The following is an 18,898-nucleotide window of genomic DNA, read 5'->3' as shown; positions in this document are numbered from 1 at the left end:
CTGGAGGCGCTCGGCCAAGTTTATCTGTTGGAACCTTGGTTCGGCAATTTAACCAAGCGTCTGGTCAAGTCGCCCAAGCTTTATCTCGCCGAGCCAGCACTTATGGGCTATCTCTGTGGCGTCCGCAGCGATACACTGACGGACTCACCTTTTATCGGGGCCTATTGGGAAACCCTGGTTTATGCAGAGTTGAGAAAGCAATTGGCCTTTAAAGGATTGAAACCGCGTCTTTGGTACTATCGCGATCAATCCCAAAATGAAGTCGACTTTGTTTATGAGGATGGACACCAACTGCATTTGTATGAATGCAAGTGGACTTCTTCACCGACCAGGAATATGGCTTCCAATTTGGATAAAATTGCCAAAATTTTTGCAGAAAGCTCGTCCACTTACAAAGTCACTCACAAAAAACTCATTACGCGGGCTGAGGAGAATTTCGCAAGTGACGGCTTGAGCTATGCATCCCTCTTTAAAGGCCTGTTGGAAAATTTGCAGGCGCGGAATAAATCCGGCCATGGGCCTGAAGTTCTAGTTTATAGCGCTGGGGCCCCACAGCCATTAAATGAAGTGTATAAATCTTTCCGCGCATGGAACGTATCCAGGTTTGAAGGGGTTTCTGCTCGGCAGCATGCAATTCATCCCGCCAGACGTGATACCCAGCCGTGAACTGCTTATTGTCATATTGCAGAGGAAAATAGAAAACCGCATAAGCCAACTCTTCAACAGGCAGTGTGTCAGGATCCTGCTCTTTGATCCAATCTTCATAGGAGGCTGCTCGTGTATAAACCCCCGGCTGTGACGGATCACCACAACCGGTTCCCCAGCTGACAATTCCATAGAGCTTCCCATCCAACAGCAAAGGGCCACCGGAATCACCATCACAACTGTCTGATGTCGGAGCCGAAGCACAGATTTGCTGATCCATGACGAAATTATAGGGTCCACCCAATGCCTGACATTCATATCCTGGCAGCTCCTGCACAAAAGCTGTCTGTAGAGTCTTGGGATAAATGTATCCCGTACGGCTCGTGTTGCCGAAACCCAGAATCTGCAATGGCTCTTTAGCTCGCGATGCGGGATGAAAATCCGTCGCAAAGGACGCGTTTGACCCAGAGTTCTCCTCTAGAAAAAGAACGGCAAGATCATGCTGAAATCGTCTGTTTTGATACTGCGGATGAACTCTTATGGCTTCGACCGAAACAGAAGCGGGCCGTTTCTCCAAATCATCGGGCGCCAGCCAGACCTCCAGAGGCCCTTTTAAACCACTTACACAGTGCGCGGCTGTCACCACCAGATCCTTGTCGATCAAAGTCCCGCCACAAAAAGGTCCCTTGGCTTTCTGTTCATGCAAGGCCACGAAGAAAGGTGGAGACCTGGTTGATTCTCCCCCAATCACATCGAGTGTTGAAGTGTCCTGGCGACAGCCTTTCAAACATAAAATGGTCAAAGGAACAAAAACAATCAAACGCCGCAGCAGACAGACCATGAACTCTCCCCTCTTCAAAACGAGCGAAAGAGAAAATTAGGCTTGGCGGCGGAGGAAAACCAAGGACATGTTCTGCGATTAAAAGAGAGTAGGCAAATGACTCGGATAGAGCGCATGAATGGGGAGCTTCTGGGTGCTCAGCTCTTCGGCATACTGTTTAGCATAAGGGCCCGAAACAAAGACTTCGCGTGGACTGACACTTTGAATGATGGATTTCAGTTCCCGCCCATCACCCGAGCTGCTGATAAAAAACCGCTCGGCCACGGGTCGCCGTAGATCGGGCCACGATGTTTGTTGCAGGGACTCCTCGACACAGAAGATCGGGCCATCCGGCAAGGGCTTACGATCAATGGGTTTGGAGTATGTGCTGAGCGGCAGAATCAGAACCTTTTTCTCACGGAGCCTTTTATGAAGCAGACTATAGGCTCCGAGGTCCGAGCCGTACATGCCGTAGATCTGATTGATGCGATAAATGCTTTTGTGAACCGCGGGCTCAATCCCATGCTCGGCCAAAAATCGGCAGATCTCTTGCGCCACTGCATAGGGTTCGCAAAGGATAATTGGATATTCGCCCTGGGCCATGCATTGTTGCAGGGCCTGCAGCAGGCGATCCTTCTCTTTTTTGCGGCTGGGATGGTGATGGGCTGGGAAGGGATGACGGGCGCCCAGGACCAGGGTGTCCGCATGCTTCAATTGCATCAGCCGCGTGATGCCTGTTTTTTGCGGCTGGAGCTGGGGTGCATAAAGAAGTGTGCCCTGGCGTTGCTCCACCCAGAGGGAAGCAGCTCCCAATCCGGCTCCGGATGGCAAGAGTTCCATGCGGAGCTGTCCCAGTGAGACAATTTGATTATAGGGGCAGATGAGAGCATTGAGCTTAATATTATTGATGGCCAGCAGCTTGACTGTTTCTTCCGTGCTGATGACCCGAGCCTCGGTTCGACCACTGAGGCAGCAGGCAGAGGACAGAAAGGACAAATCGCGGGTAAAGCGGGCGTCCAGCCAAAGAATCGAATCCAGGATTTGAATTCCATCTTCTGTGGCGCGCAGTTGCCAACCGGAAATGTCTGTGTCGCTCGCTTCCATAAACGTCCAAAGCGTTCATCTTACCTAAAGGTTTTATAATGAGGTGGGGGCTCTGGGTCAAGTTGGTGCGATGGCCGTGGGGCTTAAAGTATAAATTCAGCCTGTCCACGGGAGCCAGACAGGCGGCGGGAAAATTCCTCCAAAGTCATAATAGGCTTAAACGACTCGGGAAATGTTCTCACTGTTCTCATAGCGGACGTGATAGGTCATACGCCAGTAAAAGACGTTAAACGGTGTGACCCCTTGCACTTTACCGCTGTTGAACAGCTTGTAGAGGGCAACGTAATTCAAATAGGCCTCAAGGACCTTATTGAAGTGCTGTCTTGATGTTCCGTACGGGCTCCCCATGGCATCACCTCCTTAGAAATTCTTTCGGTGAGCTCCCTTCGAACTTAAGGGCATTTCGTGGGACTGCCCTGTTATAAGTTTTAATCTTGTAATTTCATGGGCTTAAACTAGAAGCAAAAGCTGCCGCCTCGCAGCTCAAGATGTCTCTGTTATCCTGGAAACACGGACAAGTTTGGAGTTTGCTGCGTGACTACGATTGTTCTCAGTGTTGCCGCACTCCTGGTAGGCCTCGGCCTTTCCATGATGGTGCGTGGCTATTGGCTGAGTCGCTACCCCAAACGAGCGTGGTCCTACCGCCGACGCTATCAGCAGCTGATTGCCCGTATTGATTTGGCCGTTCTGAAGGTGAATACGCTCGGTAATCTTGTACCGCATGTGAAAAATGCCCGGGTTCTGGATGACTTTGAGTCGTGCCTTCGTATGATGGAAACGCTTCTGACTGCATTAACCCGCACGCCGAATTTCGGCTTTGATCCCAAAATGATCACGCAGGTCAACCCGCTGGTCAAACGCGTCGAAGGCAAAATCGAGGACACCTATCGTAAATTCAAGCGTTCCATTGAGGAGCGGCCCCTGTTCTCTGGCCTTCTGGCCCGCTGGCAGGAGGAAACATCTGTTCCTGCTCAGGGCTGCTATTTCTGCTCCCGACCTTTCATGCGGGCTTACTTCAAATCGGCTACCATCAAGGTCGATGGGATCAGCCTGCGGGTTCACGGCTGCCATATCTGTGTCGCCGAACTCAAGTCGCATAAGAGAGTCAAAGTCCTTTATTTCCAGGAGCAGGGCCGAGCCGTGCATTGGTCGCTGGTGGACAGTTACAAACCGATGGAACAGTACTGGGATCTCAACCGACGTAAGCCGGATTACCAGACGCCGAAGATTGAGATGATGGATTGATGGTCAGCGTTTGATCCTTCGCCTCCGTCGTCGAACCAGGAGGAGAAGTCGCTCCCTCCCTCGTCATCGGTCGGCGGACCAGGAGGAGACAAGTCACTCCCTCCCTCGTCATCCCCCGCAGGGGGACCACAGGGCGGGACCAGCCCCTCCGAAATGGACTTCCCCTTCGAGGAGTCCAAGAGTAGACATGAGGCTGTAGATTTTTCCAGAGGAGACCTCGTTATGACAAAACCTGTTCGCGTTGCTGTGACCGGTGCTGCCGGTCAGATCGGTTACAGTCTGCTGTTTCGTATCGCTTCCGGTGAACTCTTCGGACCGAACACCAAGGTCCGCTTGCATTTGGTCGAATTGCCCGCCGCCATCAAAGGCGCTGAAGGCACGGCCATGGAGCTTGAGGACTGCGGCTTCCCCACTTTGGACGGCATCGAAATTCACGATACCCCCGAAAAAGGTTTCGAAGGCATCAACTGGGCTCTTCTCGTGGGCAGCAAACCCCGTGGACCGGGCATGGAACGTAACGATCTGATTCGTGACAACGGTCCAATCTTCGTCGCCCAAGGTCGCGCTTTAGCCCGTGCCGCTTCCGACGTGCGGATCTGCGTGGTCGGCAACCCTTGCAATACCAACGCTCTGATCGCTCAACACAACTGCCGTGAAGTTCCCGCGACCCGCTTTTCAGCCATGACCATGCTCGATGAAAATCGCGCCAAAGCTCAGCTGGCCCTCAAAGCCGGCGTGAACGTGGGTCAGGTAAAAAATCTGGCGATCTGGGGCAATCACAGCTCGACCATGGTGCCCGACTTCGATAACGCTTTGATCGGCGGCAAGCCCGTGACGGAAGTTATCAAGGACCGTAACTGGCTGGAGAGAGATTTCTTCGCCACTGTGCAAAAACGCGGCGCAGCCATCATTGCCGCACGCGGCAAGTCTTCGGCGGCATCCGCAGCATCAGCCTGTATCGATCACGTGAAACAATTCCTCACCAAAACACCAGGCGGCGAATGGTTCTCGGCCGCTGTTCCAAGTGATGGAAAGCTCTATGATATACCTGCCGGACTGATCTACTCTTACCCGGTCCGTTCCAAAGGTGATGGCACCTATGAGATCGTCAAGGATCTCAAAATCACGCCATTTGCCCGCGAAATGATCGGCAAGACCACGAAAGAGCTGCTCGAAGAGCGCGAAGTCGTGAAGGATCTGCTCGGCTGATACAGTCGGATCAGGCGGCCCATGGGTCGCCTTTTATTCTTCGTCAGCTGGAGGATGGAATATGCGTTTCGGCCTTGTACCGGTTCTGTGTTTCGTCGGTTGGTGTTCCGCGTGCACACCTGCTTTTTTAAGCAAGTATTCAAGCGGCCGTAACAATGAAGTGCAAGCCACGGCAGGCGCCAACGCGGCTCCTCCTTCATCTGCTGCAAAAGCTGGGGCAACTTCTGCACCTGCTGCTCCCCGTCCTGTGCGCCCCACCATCTTTGCTGTGGACCATGGCACCTTTCGTTTTCAGCTTGGTTATGATCGCGTGTGGGATGCCACACTTGATGTTTTGTTGCGCAACTATAATCTCGCCATTGCTGATCGCAACAACGGTTTGATCACGACCGAATGGGATTCCTATTATCTCGAAGGCAAGGTGCACCGCAACAAAGTGTCCCTGCGCGTCAAGCGTATGGCCGGCAGTCTGGTCGAAGTTACCATCTTCAATAATGTCGAGATGCTGAGCAAACTCCCAGCGGGTGGCATCACCGAAATCTGGCTTCCAACTGATAAAAATAAAGCCGAAATTGGTCGTATTGTCCAAAACATGGCCATTGCCATGGGCCAGCCTCGCCCTGAGCTGCCGCAGGAACTGATGGCCGGAAGCGTGCCTGCAGCCGAAAAAAGCCGTCTCTGAGCGAATTCTTACCCGTTTGTGCGGTAAAATACGTCCAAAGTTGACAATGATGGTTTCATGCTTACTTTGAATAAGGCGCATGGATCCTATGTCAGGATTAAACGAAAGTCGGGAGTTAACGGTATGGCCATTATGAAGAGATTCGCGCTATTTGCGGCAGTCAACATTGCGATTGTTGTAACCGTTTCTTTGGTTTTGAGCCTTTTAGGCGTCCAACCCTACCTGACCAATCGCGGCCTGAACTTGGGTTCGCTGGCGATCTTCTGTCTTATCTGGGGTATGGTCGGTTCGTTCATTTCGCTTTTGATTTCGAAAAAAATTGCCATCTGGACCATGGGTGTTGAGGTCCTCAGCCCCAATGCCGGTGGCCGCTCGGGTGAACTGGTGCAGATGGTGCACCGCCTGGCCAAGGGTGCGGGTCTTTCCAAAATGCCGGACGTCGGGATTTATCCCGGCCTCGAAATCAATGCCTTTGCCACGGGTCCCAGCAAAAACAATTCGCTGGTGGCTGTGTCGCAAGGACTGTTGAACCGGATGGATCGCGAGGAAGTGGAAGGCGTCCTGGGCCATGAAGTCGCGCACATTGCCAACGGCGATATGGTAACCATGACCTTGATCCAGGGTGTTGTGAACGCCTTTGTCATGTTCTTTGCCCGGATTGCTGCCTATGGCGTCAGCCAGGTTCTGCGCGGTGATCGAGAAGAGGGCGAAGGTTTAGGCCACTTCGCTCATATGATGACGGTGTTTGTCTTCGAAATCTTCTTTGGTATTCTCGGCAGCATGATCGTCGCCTGGTTCTCGCGTTATCGTGAATTCCGCGCCGATGCCGGTGGTGCGAAACTCGCCGGTCGTAACAAGATGATTCGTGCTCTGCAGCGTTTGAAAGCCAATGCGGAGCTGCCCGACGAAGAGCAGCGTGCCCCAGCCATGGCGGCATTTAAAATCTCGTCGCGCAAGAGCGGATGGCTGCGACTCTTCTCCACGCATCCACCTCTGGAAGTGCGTATCGCCCGTCTGCAGCAGTATGTAAGTTGATTCGGGGCCGGCACGAGCCGGCCTATCTTCGCCCCGCCGTCCTCACCTGCCGAAATCTCTTGCGAAAAAAGCGTTGCCAGAATCCAGGCAGCTATTATAAAACCCTTGCTCAAGCTTCGTGTCTCTGAGGGTCTCCTTCCTGAGATATGGAGGGATGGCCGAGTGGCTTAAGGCGGCGGTCTTGAAAACCGTTGTGGGGTAACTCACCGGGGGTTCGAATCCCTCTCCCTCCGTTGCGAAGCTTGAGAAATTGATTTGTCTGGAGAGATGGCAGAGTGGCCGAATGCACGTCCTTGCTAAGGACGCGTCTGGGTAACTGGACCGAGGGTTCGAATCCCTCTCTCTCCGCCACCAATTTTTCTTCCTTTTTATTTCCCTTCCAAAATCATTTTAAGTCGCATCAGGTCTTCCAGCACTTGAGCTGCATCGCTTTGCAATTCATCGTGTGACATTTCGGGCCGATGAAAGAGTGTGAACATCACTTCACTATCCATATCATTCGGCACAACCCGCATGGGATTGTGCACGGTCACTCCATTCGGCAGCGTCACGTCATGATCCAGAACCCCAAAGGCATTGTGCGGTGCAAATTGTATGCGGACCTGACCCATGGGTGAATCCGCGACCCACTTCTCCCCTTCTCTGCGTATCGATCCACTCAATCCCGCCGCCCAGGACGGCAAATTTTCGGGACTCGAAACATAGGCGTAAACCTTGTCTGGCGTGCGGTTGATGCCAATGCTGATATGTTTTGCAGGCCAAGCCATACCGATCCTCCTGGTTTTTTGACGTAATCTTTTCAAAAAGTTCCAAAAAACCAGGATGCACCAGGTGGAGACTTGACAAAATACGCCATTTTATTGATGCCAAAATGACGATCAAGAAGCCCCGTCGGGTTTTTTATCGCTACGCTTTTTTGTATAAAATTTAAGCATAGAGAGCAGGGCGGCAGTAGCCTTTTTTGCAGCGTCAGTTTCTCGAGGTCCGAGTTATCCACAGCTTTTTCTTTTTTCTGTGGATAACTTTGTTCCGCAATGCGAATGAGGCTGTAAGTCCCGTGAAATGTTCATCTTTTCATCAGGATCCCGAAAAGGTGTTCCTTTGATCGAATGGATGAGATCAAAGGCTATCCTGGCGAACATCTCCAGCCTCAACGCTTTTTCTGAGGAAATTTCAAAGTCGTTGATGCGAACTGATGAATGCCCTGAAAAATCTTCCTTCGAATTAGTGAAAGACTTGTAGCTCTTTGCTTCCAGCCAATCCGTGTTTCACGCGAAGGGCTGCATTCAGGACTGTATTCACCCCTAAATTTCCGGTGAAAAGAAACAATTCCCGAATCTCGGTCCGCGCCAGCCCAATCAGGATCTCTTCCAGGAGGACGCGACTGCTGTCGGGGTTCTTCATATCGATTCCAAAATAAACCCCGATTCGGGTCGGCTTTAAAGCATCAACTGTCTTGAGAATCAGGGTTTTGGCTTCCTGTCGGTCACTCATACAAAGCACTTCGGGCACCAAATAAAACTGCCGCACGACCTCCCCGCTACTATCAGAGAGCATCAGCGCCTGCTTTTCATCAATCCCCTGCTCAGTCAGCAGCTTAAACACATCATCAATACGCTCGAGCCCGAACACCTCACGAGCCCCCGCCTCACCCTTTTTATAGAGTCCAATCCAAAAAGGACAATCCGCCGAATCCTCCGGACGCGTGATGATCAGCGAAAGGAACTCCGCCTCCGGACTCACCATTCCCACGTTCGCAGGGGTCGTCTGAGCACCGCTCATTGTCTTGAGCATGGACCTTCCTCCTATGGAACATCGCTCTATTCTAGCGAACGGCGGCTAATCTCTCCAATATTATTGGTGAGTGGTGAAAATGCTCGTTTTTACCAAATGTGTCAGGTTTCGGAATCAGAACTTCAAACTTTGCGTTTGACTTTTGATTTCGTGTTATGGGTTTTCTTTTTGGAGGATTTTTCCAGCTGACTCAGCAATTCGTTCAGCTCCACCCAGTCCGAGTCAGCCTCGTCCTGTTCGCGTCGCAGAGCCCCACGTATTTTCTTTATGAGGCTATTCATAAAAATCTTGTCTCGACTGGCTTTGGAAAAATTCCAGGCAGGATGCTGTCGAGCCATCTTGAGTTCCGTATTCACATCACGATTGCGCAGATCGAGAGCCCTCTTCCGGCTGATTATGTCGCTTACTGGCGCCGTTTTCCAGGCAAACGGCCCCTCACTTTTACCTTCAACCTTTTTCCAAATTTCTTCTAGAGCCTCGACGTCACGCTCGCGATAGGCCTCTTGCACAGCCTGAAACAGCTGCTTTTGATCCTGGCTCTGATTGGGATTGGTATCAGGATGCAGCTTCAAAGCCAGCTGATGGTACAATGCTTTCAGCGACCTTTCCGCACTTTCATCTGTCCCGCGCGGCGCTCGTGTCTCAGAAGTCTGACCATGTCCCCGTCGCTCCTGATGAAACTCCTCAGCCGCGTCATCAAACATCTCTTCGAACATATCTTTAAACGACTCAGACTCCCTCTCGTCTCGCCTGTCCTGGGCTCTTGTCTCCTTCTCCCTTTTCTCTCTGGTCAGGTCCTCCCAAAGCTCTTTCAATCGCCCTTCCGCCTTCGCGTCGGTGAGGACCTGAAAACTTCGAGCCGTGGAAATGTCACAGAGACTGGCGTAACTATGAATCTGGTTCAGCCATTGCGTAAGCTCAATGACGGCCGCCTGCGCCTTCTGCAGCTGGACAATCTCACGAGAAAACGCCCCTTCATGCCACAACCGATAATGCTCCAGATCCGCCTCTTTAAACTGCCGCAGCTCCGCCACCAGCTTTTCAAGCTTTTTCAGGGCATTCTGATACTGCCGCCAAATTTTCAGGCTTATGGGTTGATCATCGACAGGAACGAGATCGCGACACTTATTGACCGGAGCCACAATTCTTCGTCTGGTTCCCTGGCGGCCTGCTTGAGACGAGGGATGTGATTTTGGTCGGTCTGCGGACATGTAGCTCTCCGGGAACGGAAGAAACTTGGGTCAAATGCAATGCCAAAAACATCCGAATCTTACTGCAAAAAGTGCCAGAAGAAGGCTAGGAATAAAGTTGATGAAGCTGAATTGAGAAGAATGGCGCACCCGGAAGGATTCGAACCTCCGACCCCCAGATTCGTAGTCTGGTATTCTATCCAGCTGAACTACGGGTGCAATCGAGCAGAGGCCATCTTATAGACAATCTCCTTGTTAAGGGCAAGCTAAAATTCGGAGTGGATAAAAAACTTGGTGTCTACATGACGCTTGAACGTCTGAATCCTTAGCCCCTAACGGTTTCGCTGCCAAAGCGTGCTAAGGGTTTTGCGGTTCGAGCTGAGTCCGCATGGGCGCGACGAAGCTCGCCTCAACCAGACAGCCCGAGGCTCTCTTTTCGAGCGAGCGAACTGGTAAAATGAATGTTGATGGACGTGTCCAACCAGATTAAGCTCAATTTTCAGACCTATTTAAATTAAGGTAAGTGTATGTCAAGTTATCAGGAGTCTGGTATCGATCATCCTATCAGAGATTCGATTCGTCACCGTGATTTTGACGAAATCGATCTGATTGATGTTATAGGTTTCCTCTGGAAATCTCGCTTCTTCATCCTAGCAGGGGTCCTGTGCGGCATGCTTATAGGAGGGGGATATTGGATGAACAAGAGAGTCTCCAACTCCGGGCTGCCTCTTTTGCCCCAACATTGGAATGTTAGTTTGACGATGAGTGGTCAGAACGAATCCCAGCTGGCGTTGTCCACTCAATATGTAAACCTCCTACTTACGTCTCGGGAAGGTGCTAAAATCTTCTATCGCACGCTTGTCGAAAAAACAGGCAAAAATTTTCCAGCGGATGAATGGGCTGCCAAACAGAGCAGTGGCCATGGCTTAGTCGGGGTTCTGGAGAACCGCGGCGATAGCATTTCTGTGGAATTTCAGAATACCGACGGCGTGTGGACTCAGGATGAGATCAAACGCGGCCTGCCCATCGCCTTTAATCAGGTAATTTCCGAGTATAATCGTGCCTTCATGGATGACAAAGACAGCCTCATCAATGATATCCTCGATTTGCAGTTGAAAATGAACGAGCTGAAAATCCAGGCGCTTCGAATGTTTGATTCCTATGCCGCGATCTCGCCTCAAATGCAGAAAACAGTGGTCGAAGGCCTCATGAAGGACTTTACGAATTCGGGCAACCCCAATTCTCTGGCTTTCCTGTTATCGGCCGTACCGAAATACGACGCGCAGAAGTCATCGATCCTGTCTGAATACAAAAGGATCTATCTCGCGCATCAAATGCTGCTGAGTCGTGAAAAAGCTATTGCCAGCCGATTTGGCTTAGAATCACTGGCTTTCGTTTCTGAATTCCCGAGCGATGTTGATATTAAGGTCGAAGCCAAGGCCGTTTCCGCGCCCGTTAAACTGTTTCGGCAGAGCATTTTTGTGATGTTGGGTTTGGGGGCTATGCTGGGCGCGGTGATTGGGCTGGTTGTTGCCTTGAACGTCTTATTCTGGCGAAAAAACTATGCAAGATTGAAGGTGGTCCTGAAGAATCCTTGATTTTGGGAACATAGTGAAGGGGCTTTTGCAAAACGGCTGCGTAGAGTCCCCTGATTGATCCGTGGGGATGCAAGCCGCCCCTTGCCCAGTGGCGTTGGACACCACTTTAGCGTCTTTCCATTTGTGCACGTTTTTTCTGGACCCCGATGCATTTCTTGACGATTTGCAGTTAACCTTCCTCTCATCTTCTTTGCCTCGGAATTCTGGATAATTTGCTCTTCATACGCCCAACTGCTTTCTGAACTCCATCCACAAAGTGGCTGTAAAATCCGAGAACGAGACGCTGGCTCCTAACTCGTGGGTCCTTTGCATACGTTTCTTGGCGGCTGCTTCTAGCAGTCCCGGAACAGCAGCCATCAAAAATATTCCTTCACCTACTTCAGCGTTCCATAAACTTCAGGACCCGGCAGTAGAAAGAACAAAATAATGATTATGACCCGACGTAATCCACGACTGCTTATCTTGGATCAATGGAATCAACCACAAGTCTTCATGTGATTTTAATAGGTCTTCGGATGTGCTTGTAACGTGAGGAACAGCTATTTTGTCCGAATCAATCGCTGCCAAGCGGAAAAGGGCTGCACGCTAAAGTAAAGCGAGGAAGGAATTACAATCCACTGTACACAAGTCCATATACACTGTGGTGTGAGATGAAGGGGCTTGCGCCTCTCCAGCTCGAAATAAATAAAGCCTAGACAAATCTGTTGATTACCTCAACCACGTGAGTAGCCGTAGCCCTCGTCATGTGAGGATGGCAAGGAATGGATAGGCAGGTTTCAGCATATTTTTCAACCTGCGTCAGACCTTGTGGATCATGCTGCACCTGCTGAAGAGATTTTTGCTTGTGGATTGGGACGGGATAATGAATCAGAGATTCAATCTGATGAGATTTCAAATGCTCCATGAGCTCGGACCTGCGATTTGTTTTAACAACGAAAAGGTGATGGCAATGATTTTCGGGTGCGTCAGGCCGCTTTAGAACTTCAACGAGTGGGTTGCTGATGCCATCATAGTAGATGTTGGCGATTTCTCGTCTTGTTTGGGTGAAAGACTCGAGAAATCTGAGTCGTGCCGAGAGTATTGCGGCCTGGAGCTCATCCAGCCGGCTATTCATGCCCAAAGTGGGGTGGTGATATCGCTCGGATTGCCCGTAATTTCTGAGCTGGCGAGCCTTTTTATCTAGGGCTTCGTCTTTAGTGATGAATGCTCCAGCATCTCCCAAGGCACCCAAATTCTTAGTCGGGTAAAAGCTATAAGCTCCCCAGGCGCCAAAGGTTCCTGCTGATTGACCGTGCCAGCGACTCAGGTGCGACTGTGCACAGTCCTCCAGAAGCAGGATGTCATGGTCACGACAAAGATTTTGCCAAGTCTCCATGGCTTTGATTTGGCCATAGAGATGGACCAGAAGAATGGCTCTGGTTCGCTTGCTTATGCAGCGCTTTGCGCTGTCCGGATCCATGAGTCCCGTAGACGCGTCGATGTCTGCAAGAACCGGTGTTGCACCCGCCCTGACAATAGCCAGTACAGTGGCAAACGCCGTCATCGGTGTGGTGATCACCTCGTCGCCTGATCCGATGCCGCTGACTCTAAGACCGATTTCAATAGCATCCAAGCCATTGGCTACGCCGACGCAATAGCGCGCTTCAAGGGTTTTAGCCCAGTTGTCTTCGAAGTTCTTCACCTGAGGTCCGAGAATGTAGTAGCCACTATTCATGACCGATTCAAAGGCTTCCCGCTGAGCTTTTTTAAGTTCCTCTGGTTCAGCCGAGAAGTCGTTCATATGAATCATTTGTATTCCTCTCTTTGTCGCTAACTCTTTTTAACGTAAGGACACCGGCCAGAGATGGCTACAATTTTTGTAGTCGCTATGGTAATCCTCAAAATTTAACGATTTTCGCCACGACAGGCAAGGTATGACTTCTCTCTGGGCGGACCAGGCCAGCTGACGAAGCAGCCTATCGAGCGAGACGAGTGACTGTGCAGTATGCCTTAGCGTATACGTATTTCGCAGGGGCGGATCGGCGTTGGCCATATCGCTCATTATAGAGTAGCTATATTGGCGTGTGTCATGGCGACTTCTGGTTTTGCAAATGGAAGAGCCTTGCCATCGGTCATCTATAGACCAGCTTGTAGTAATCAGGTTATGATCCGGGCATAGCATACAATTCAATGCGTTTTGAACATTCCATGGGATTGCTGATGAGAGAATTCCTGTTAAACCAGGGAAGACGACTAAGAGGATACCCTTCGCTCCATAGGCGGGCTGTGCTAGCAGCCAACGTGCTTCGATCAACGTGGCTGATTCCCAATTGGTTTAAATTCCATTTCTTCAGTTGGTTCAGAGAAAGGCAGTTAGGCTTTTCAAAGAAGAATTTGGAAGCCATAGCAGGGCTGAAAGATCGGCATAAGGGCAAGAGATGCTTTATCGTTGGGACTGGTCCAAGCCTCCATGCAGCAGATCTTGATCTTATCAAAGATGAAATCACCATCAGCATGAATTCGATCTTTCTATTTTATGACAAGACAGACTTTCGGCCCGACTACTACATGTTTTTGGATCCGATAGAGCTGGAAAAGATGAGCGCCGATTACGCTGTTGATTTTGCGGGGCTGTCCAAGCGCGAGAGCTTTTTTAATGATGCGAATTCGATGCGCATGAAACGAAAGCTGAGATCCGAAAAGTCCATTACCTTAATGATGCAATGGCTGGGACATTGGTACAATCCCTACAGCAACGTGTTTAAGTTTAGCGATAATCTATTACGCGGTGTCTATGATGGCTATAACAGCATCTATGCGGCTATTCAGATTGCCCGCTATATGGGATTTACTCAAATTTATTTATTAGGTGCCGACTGTGGATACACAGGGAATAAGAAGCACTTCGTAAATTATTCGTTGGACAAGCTGGGATATACTTTCAATACGAGCGGATCTATCAAAGGATATGAATTCGTCAAAAGCTATTCAGAAAAAAATGGCTTCAAAATCTACAATGCGACCCGAGGTGGGTATCTTGAGACCTTCGAACGGGTCGATTTGGAGAAGGTCGTGAAGTCAATAGACTAATATTTATTTTTGGGGCTGGAAAAGCGGGTAAACAGTGAAAAGATTGGCTAGACATATAAAATGGAAAATGATTTGGTGATTGAGAAGCTGAATTTGATTCATGCCAAGCCTGACTATGGCGACCGTCACGTCTGTATTCCATCCCTAAACATCAAAGTGTCGATTTAAAGACTGAAGGCTGGCCTTTTGCCTGACAACTTAGAACCTTTTCGTGGAGTCTAAAATATGACCTTACATAATACGGCACTGGTCATGACTCTGAAATATGTGACCAAGTTACCCCAATTGTTTCCGCATAAGCACTGGGGATGGATTCGTCTTGGAATTCTGCTTTCATTGGATTGCCTCGTCGTGTTTTGTTGCTATTTTTTGGCATTCTTGCTCCGGTTTGAAACCGCGCACTTGGGCGACCAAATGCCCATATTCCTGCAGACCTATTGGATCTATATCTTCTCGTATCTGACGGTCTTTTATTTGACAGGAATGTATCGTCAAATCTGGAGGTTTGCCAACCTGCACAATGCGATACTGATCGTTCTCAGCACGCTGTTAGCGTGCGTCGTCTCTTTTGGGATTGTTCGACTTTTGAATCAGACCTCAAGTTATCCGCGATCCGTTCCGGTCATTGTGTGGTCGCTTTCGGCCCTGGCTATCGGCCTTGTTCGCTTCTCCTGGCGTGGAGTCAATAATCTGCAAACAAGAGTGGGCAAGGAAGACAGCGAGCGCTGTTTCATTTACGGAGCCGGTGGATCGGGTGAACTCATGGCCCGATATATCGATAAGAATTCCAAGTTAACTTATAAGATTCTGGGATTCATCGACGACAATCCCGAAAAAATCGGGCGAAAAATTCATGGGTATAAGGTCTTGGGACCTGGAGAAGCTCTCGCCAGGTTGGCTAAAGAGAAAAATGTCTCTTCGATACTTATTGCGATGAATTCTCTGCCTGGGAAAGTCATTCGCGATGCTATCGAGCGTTGCCATAAAATCGGTCTTAAGCCAATGATGATGCCGGAGCTATCGAGCTCCATGGATGGTGATAAAATCAGACCTAGACATGTCGATGTGAAAGATCTGCTGCGAAGGTCTCAGAAATCCATCGACAACAGTTCCGTGAACATGTTCTTTTCTGGAAAAGTCGTACTCGTAACAGGAGCCGGAGGTACGATAGGTTCGGAGATTTCACGCCAGATCCTTGTCGCAGGTCCAGCTAAACTGATTCTTCTGGATAGTTCTGAATTGAGTCTCTATACCCTGGAAAATGAACTTGCCTCGCTCAAAAGCAATTCGGTGGAGGTTAAATATGTCATGGCTTCCGTTACGGACATTGGGTTCATCGAAAAGCTCTTCGCAAGGGAGAAAATCGACAGTGTCCTTCATGTAGCAGCCTATAAGCACGTGCATCTCGTCGAGGCAAATCCGCTTGCTGGAGTAAAGAATAATATTTTCGGAACTCGGGTCTTGGCCGATTTTGCTCTCCAGTTTGATGTCAAACACTTTCTCCTGATCAGTTCCGACAAAGCGGTAAATCCGACCGGAGTCATGGGCAAGACGAAGAGAATCTGTGAACTCTATCTTCAGGCTATGAGCCAGCGGCATGGTAACAAATGCAAGTTCTGTTCGGTGCGATTTGGAAATGTGCTGGGCAGCTCGGGAAGTGTCATACCTCGATTTTTGGATCAAATCGCTAGCGGTGGTCCAGTAACTGTAACGCATCCTGATATGACCCGCTACTTCATGCTGGTCAACGAAGCCGTAAGCCTTGTGCTGCAGTCACTTCTTTTGACAAATGGCGGCGAGCTCTTTGTGCTGAAAATGGGCGATCCCGTCAATATCTATCAGATGGCCAAGCAGCTGATTGAGCTCTCAGGAAAGAAACTTGGCGAAGATATCGATATCGTCCTGACTGGCTTGCGCCCAGGTGAAAAGCTCTTTGAGGAGCTCAGCTATGAGGGGACAGAAACCAGAACAGAGCACGAAGACATACTCATCGTTCATCCCTCAAAGATGAATGTGGAATCGACCCTGGCGGAATTTGAAATGCTACTTTCGCATGCAGAAAAAGGCGAAGCGGCGGATGCACTGGCGTTGCTCAATCACATGGTGAATGAAAGTTTTGCTCCGCGGGTCTCTGAACCATTGTCTTTACAGTGCGAAGAGCCGGCTATACCTTGGAAGACAGGAACGTCCTATATGGAGCTTGCGAAGTCATCCCTATCGGACTATCGCGTGGTCGCTGCCGGAGGGTTAAATGAAGGTTCTCGTCACTGGCGCTGACGGTTTTGTTGGTCGTCATCTCGTTCGCTCCCTTGAGCAGTCTGAGCTTGAAGTTATTCGTGGTGTCCGACTTGCAAAAGAGTCCATGCCGGCAGGATCGGTCGCACTCGGCGATATTTCCGAACTTTCAATGGATCGAGCCGCAGAGTTTGAAGGCGTGAGCGCTATTATTCACTTGGCCGGTTTTGCGCACCAACCCCAAAAGTCAGCAGAGCAGATTGAGAAATGCTTTAAGACCAATGTCGAGGGCACACGACGTATCGTTGAGATGGCGAAGCGGATCAGCTGTGGCAAGGTTATTTATTTGAGTTCCATCAAGGCACATGGCCATTTTCCAAAGGGGCGCCCCGTCTCTGAATCCGATCGCGATGATCCGGATGATTCCTACGGCATTTCGAAGCTTAATGCCGAGCGACTGGGCATGGACTTGAGCGCTCGGTATGGAATTCAGTTTGTCAGCATCCGACCACCACTCATTTATGGTCCGAATGTTGGCGCGAATTTTCTGAACCTAATAAAGCTCGTCGACCTTGGCCCTCCCCTGCCTTTTAAAAGTATTGCCAATCAGCGGAGCCTTTGCTTTGTTGGAAACCTGGTGGATGCAATCGAAAGGATTATTCACAATCCAAGTGTCACCTCGGGAACCTTTTACATTGCCGATGCCCGTCCCTATTCGACCAGAAATCTACTTGAAGCCATCGCGGCGAGTTTGGACCGCAGAATCCGGCTCTTTTCCTTGCCTCAGAAGCTCGTCGAGAGTTCATGCTCATGGCCAAAAATAGGCAGTATGATCGAAAAAATGGTGTCGGACTCGATTGTGGACACTTCGAAGCTGAGGAGTTATCTGAATTGGGAGGCGCCTTTTTCAACCGACGAAGGGATCCGGAGGACCTGCTTATGGTATGCCCATGAGCTTGAAAGGCGTGATAAACGGCTTTTTGCGGCCACAAATCGCTAGTCCGGATTCTCGACGTCGAGTTTTTGACTCTTGGAAGTCCTTCGTTACACTTTAGTTTCCTGGATGACTCATATGCCGTTAACAATCACGCTGCCTCTGACTTTTATTTTAAGCACTTTATTCGTCAAATTATTTCTCAATCGCGCAGCGTCGATTGGACTTATGGATGTGCCAAATGCAAGATCAGCGCATAAGCAACCGACTCCTCGAGGTGGTGGACTCGTGTTTGTCGCTATTTGGGCCTTGGCATGTCTCGGCATGGGCTGGTGGCGGGACACGCAAACCTCTATCATGCTTGTGTGCCCATTAATGATTGCGCTATTGGGCCTTTGGGATGATCGATATCAACTGTCAGCACGAGTGAAATTCCTTTTTCAGACTGCTGTGGCTTTGGTCTTCTGTCTGGCCCTCGCACCTAGCAATATCGTCATCGACTTGGGGCTCTATTCAGTAATTCTGCCCGATTATTTGGTGGTGCCGCTCTTTAGCGTGCTTATCGTATGGTCGATAAATATTTTTAATTTCATGGATGGCGTGGATGGCTTGGCAGCCATCGAGGGCCTGACTGTCTTGCTGTCTGGATGCTTTTTCTTTTGGATGCGGGACCAAGAGAATGGGCATATAGGAATGTTCCTCCACTTATCCTTTGCCCTCGCTGGATTTTTGATCTGGAATTTTCCGAAGGCCTCTGTGTTCATGGGCGATGTCGGGAGTGGCTTTTTGGGCTTTATGCTGGCATTTATGGCTATTGTGGGGCAGGTATTCTATCACATACCGATATTTGTCTTCATGATTGTATATGGTGTGTTTATCGTCGATACCTTTGTCACGATAGTCAGAAGGATGAGCCGAGGCGAAAAATGGTACCTTGCGCATTCGACTCATGCCTACCAGCGCCTTCAGCATATCGCCGGGTGGTCCCATAGCTCCATTCTCTTGTATGTCGTAATCCATAACGTCATGCTTTTGGTCATCGCTTGCCTGGTATTTTTTTCCAGAATATCAGATGGGCTCGCCTGGTGCCTTTATCTCTTGGTTCTTGCATCCTATATGGGTGGCGTGGAAATCCTCTGTTCAGGTTCTGAAAAAGGCGGAAGAAGGGCCCCTCTACCTCAGGTTAAAGACCTTCCGTAGATGGTCTGGAGCCAGACTCGGGCGGCAGAGGAGTTGCCATGCTGTTTTGTCTGGTTAACGGCCGAGTGAAACCTTTGTTCCCGTGATTTTACGGTATTCGCACGCTATCCTCAGCGTAACATTCACGCTGCATTGCTT

General features: G+C 50.0%; 16 protein-coding genes, 3 tRNA genes and 1 pseudogene. 12 read left to right on the top strand and 8 right to left on the bottom strand.

Going from position 1 to position 18,898, the window contains the following annotated elements:
* Positions 1-303, top strand: a pseudogene (locus VE954_RS44430) (DUF4143 domain-containing protein); the annotation flags it as partial.
* A gap of 166 nt (positions 304-469) precedes the next feature.
* Here the strand turns inward: VE954_RS44430 and VE954_RS26825 are convergent.
* From VE954_RS26825 to VE954_RS26815, 3 genes are all read right to left on the bottom strand, one after another.
* Positions 470-1,486: a serine protease gene (locus VE954_RS26825; protein ID WP_324958668.1), complete on the bottom strand. Its 1,017-nt coding sequence runs from the start codon at positions 1,484-1,486 to the stop codon at positions 470-472.
* 78 nt (positions 1,487-1,564) lie between these two features.
* A complete protein-coding gene (locus tag VE954_RS26820; RefSeq protein WP_324958666.1) occupies positions 1,565-2,569 on the bottom strand; it encodes a hypothetical protein in 1,005 nt (334 codons plus the stop codon).
* A gap of 156 nt (positions 2,570-2,725) precedes the next feature.
* Complete coding sequence (locus VE954_RS26815) at positions 2,726-2,917, bottom strand: hypothetical protein (RefSeq protein ID WP_324958665.1); 192 nt, start codon at positions 2,915-2,917, stop codon at positions 2,726-2,728.
* A gap of 186 nt (positions 2,918-3,103) precedes the next feature.
* Between VE954_RS26815 and VE954_RS26810 the strand changes: the two genes are divergently transcribed.
* From VE954_RS26810 to VE954_RS26785, 6 genes are all read left to right on the top strand, one after another.
* Entirely contained in the window at positions 3,104-3,814 is a 711-nt protein-coding gene (locus VE954_RS26810; protein WP_324958663.1) for a hypothetical protein, read from the top strand.
* Positions 3,815-4,036: 222 nt separating this feature from the next.
* Complete coding sequence (locus tag VE954_RS26805; protein ID WP_324958661.1) at positions 4,037-5,023, top strand: malate dehydrogenase; 987 nt, start codon at positions 4,037-4,039, stop codon at positions 5,021-5,023.
* 61 nt (positions 5,024-5,084) lie between these two features.
* Complete coding sequence (locus VE954_RS26800) at positions 5,085-5,705, top strand: hypothetical protein (protein WP_324958659.1); 621 nt, start codon at positions 5,085-5,087, stop codon at positions 5,703-5,705.
* A 123-nt stretch (positions 5,706-5,828) separates the two neighbouring features.
* Positions 5,829-6,740 carry a protease HtpX gene (gene htpX / locus VE954_RS26795; RefSeq protein ID WP_324958657.1) on the top strand — a complete coding sequence of 304 codons (912 nt, stop codon included), beginning with the start codon at positions 5,829-5,831 and terminating at the stop codon, positions 6,738-6,740.
* Positions 6,741-6,888: 148 nt separating this feature from the next.
* Positions 6,889-6,973: transfer RNA gene (locus VE954_RS26790), tRNA-Ser, on the top strand.
* Positions 6,974-7,001: 28 nt separating this feature from the next.
* Positions 7,002-7,091 (top strand) — tRNA-Ser (locus VE954_RS26785).
* Between the two features lie 17 nt (positions 7,092-7,108).
* Here VE954_RS26785 and VE954_RS26780 read toward each other — a convergent pair.
* From VE954_RS26780 to VE954_RS26765, 4 genes are all read right to left on the bottom strand, one after another.
* Positions 7,109-7,507, bottom strand: coding sequence for a hypothetical protein (locus VE954_RS26780; RefSeq protein WP_324958655.1), 399 nt, complete (start codon positions 7,505-7,507; stop codon positions 7,109-7,111).
* Between the two features lie 457 nt (positions 7,508-7,964).
* Positions 7,965-8,534: a hypothetical protein gene (locus VE954_RS26775; RefSeq protein WP_324958653.1), complete on the bottom strand. Its 570-nt coding sequence runs from the start codon at positions 8,532-8,534 to the stop codon at positions 7,965-7,967.
* Between the two features lie 122 nt (positions 8,535-8,656).
* Positions 8,657-9,745, bottom strand: a complete 1,089-nt coding sequence (locus VE954_RS26770; protein ID WP_324958652.1) for a J domain-containing protein — start codon at positions 9,743-9,745, stop codon at positions 8,657-8,659.
* 121 nt (positions 9,746-9,866) lie between these two features.
* A tRNA-Arg gene (locus VE954_RS26765) sits at positions 9,867-9,943 on the bottom strand.
* Positions 9,944-10,419: 476 nt separating this feature from the next.
* Here VE954_RS26765 and VE954_RS26760 point away from each other — a divergent pair.
* Positions 10,420-11,322 carry a hypothetical protein gene (locus VE954_RS26760; protein ID WP_324958650.1) on the top strand — a complete coding sequence of 301 codons (903 nt, stop codon included), beginning with the start codon at positions 10,420-10,422 and terminating at the stop codon, positions 11,320-11,322.
* A gap of 691 nt (positions 11,323-12,013) precedes the next feature.
* Here VE954_RS26760 and VE954_RS26755 read toward each other — a convergent pair.
* The gene (locus VE954_RS26755) at positions 12,014-13,111 is read right to left on the bottom strand and encodes a DegT/DnrJ/EryC1/StrS family aminotransferase (RefSeq protein WP_324958649.1); all 1,098 of its coding nucleotides are present in this window, start codon (positions 13,109-13,111) and stop codon (positions 12,014-12,016) included.
* 398 nt (positions 13,112-13,509) lie between these two features.
* Between VE954_RS26755 and VE954_RS26750 the strand changes: the two genes are divergently transcribed.
* From VE954_RS26750 to VE954_RS26735, 4 genes are all read left to right on the top strand, one after another.
* The gene (locus tag VE954_RS26750; RefSeq protein WP_324958647.1) at positions 13,510-14,391 is read left to right on the top strand and encodes a 6-hydroxymethylpterin diphosphokinase MptE-like protein; all 882 of its coding nucleotides are present in this window, start codon (positions 13,510-13,512) and stop codon (positions 14,389-14,391) included.
* Positions 14,392-14,616: 225 nt separating this feature from the next.
* Positions 14,617-16,668: a nucleoside-diphosphate sugar epimerase/dehydratase gene (locus tag VE954_RS26745; RefSeq protein ID WP_324958645.1), complete on the top strand. Its 2,052-nt coding sequence runs from the start codon at positions 14,617-14,619 to the stop codon at positions 16,666-16,668.
* On the top strand, positions 16,643-17,626 hold the full coding sequence (locus VE954_RS26740) for an NAD-dependent epimerase/dehydratase family protein (protein ID WP_324958643.1): 984 nt from the start codon (positions 16,643-16,645) through the stop codon (positions 17,624-17,626). Before VE954_RS26745 ends, VE954_RS26740 begins: the two co-directional genes overlap by 26 nt.
* A gap of 222 nt (positions 17,627-17,848) precedes the next feature.
* Positions 17,849-18,760: a hypothetical protein gene (locus VE954_RS26735; RefSeq protein WP_324958641.1), complete on the top strand. Its 912-nt coding sequence runs from the start codon at positions 17,849-17,851 to the stop codon at positions 18,758-18,760.
* The last annotated feature ends 138 nt before the right edge of the window (positions 18,761-18,898 follow it).

Origin of the sequence: Oligoflexus sp. (assembly GCF_035638955.1) — a bacterium.
Taxonomy (GTDB): domain Bacteria; phylum Bdellovibrionota_B; class Oligoflexia; order Oligoflexales; family Oligoflexaceae; genus Oligoflexus.
This window is presented reverse-complemented; position numbering and strand designations above follow the sequence as displayed.